Here is a 583-nt window from a genome sequence, read left to right on the forward strand (position 1 = left end):
CGTGAGGAAGAGTCCAAGGCCGAGCCCGAGGCCGAGCAGGCCACCGATCACCAAGGCGATGGAGCCCATGACCAGGGTGCCGCCGGTGGCCGACCAGAACTCCGACTGCAGCTCGCCGAGACGGGTGTCGATCGCGAACGCGTCCATCTCAGGCCACCTCCGTCCAGGCGACGAGCCCGCTGACGTCGGTCAGCGCGTCCTCGATCGCGGCGTCCTCGCCGGTGAGGGCGAGGGTGAGGTTCCCGAAGGTGTGGCCCTGGATCTCCTCGATCCCGCCGAAGACGAGCTCGAACTCGACCCCGTGGCGCAGGAGCACGGCGAACACCTCGGACTGGCGCGCGGTTCCCTCACGGAACGCGATCCGGATGAAGCGGCCGGGGTGCCGTGCGCGGAGGGCGTCGAGCGCGACGGGCGACGGGACGTCGTCGACGACCGAGCCCACGAAGCGGCGGGTCACCGGATGCCGGGGCTCCGCGAACAGCTCGGCGGTCACGCCCTCCTCCACGACCTTGCCGTTCTCCATCACCGCGACGCGGTGGGCGATTCGTCGTACGGCGTCCATCTCGTGGGTGATGAGCAGGAT

At 70.2% G+C, this 583-nt stretch carries 1 protein-coding gene; it reads right to left on the minus strand.

Features of this window, described 5'->3' with window-relative positions; translation table 11 throughout:
* Window positions 1-148: 148 nt before the first annotated feature.
* On the minus strand, window positions 149-583 hold a 435-nt coding region (locus ACOADB_RS10035; RefSeq protein WP_378597817.1), incomplete at its 5' end, for an NIL domain-containing protein.

It is taken from the genome of Nocardioides sp. CPCC 206348 (assembly GCF_048654705.1).
Lineage (GTDB): Bacteria > Actinomycetota > Actinomycetes > Propionibacteriales > Nocardioidaceae > Nocardioides.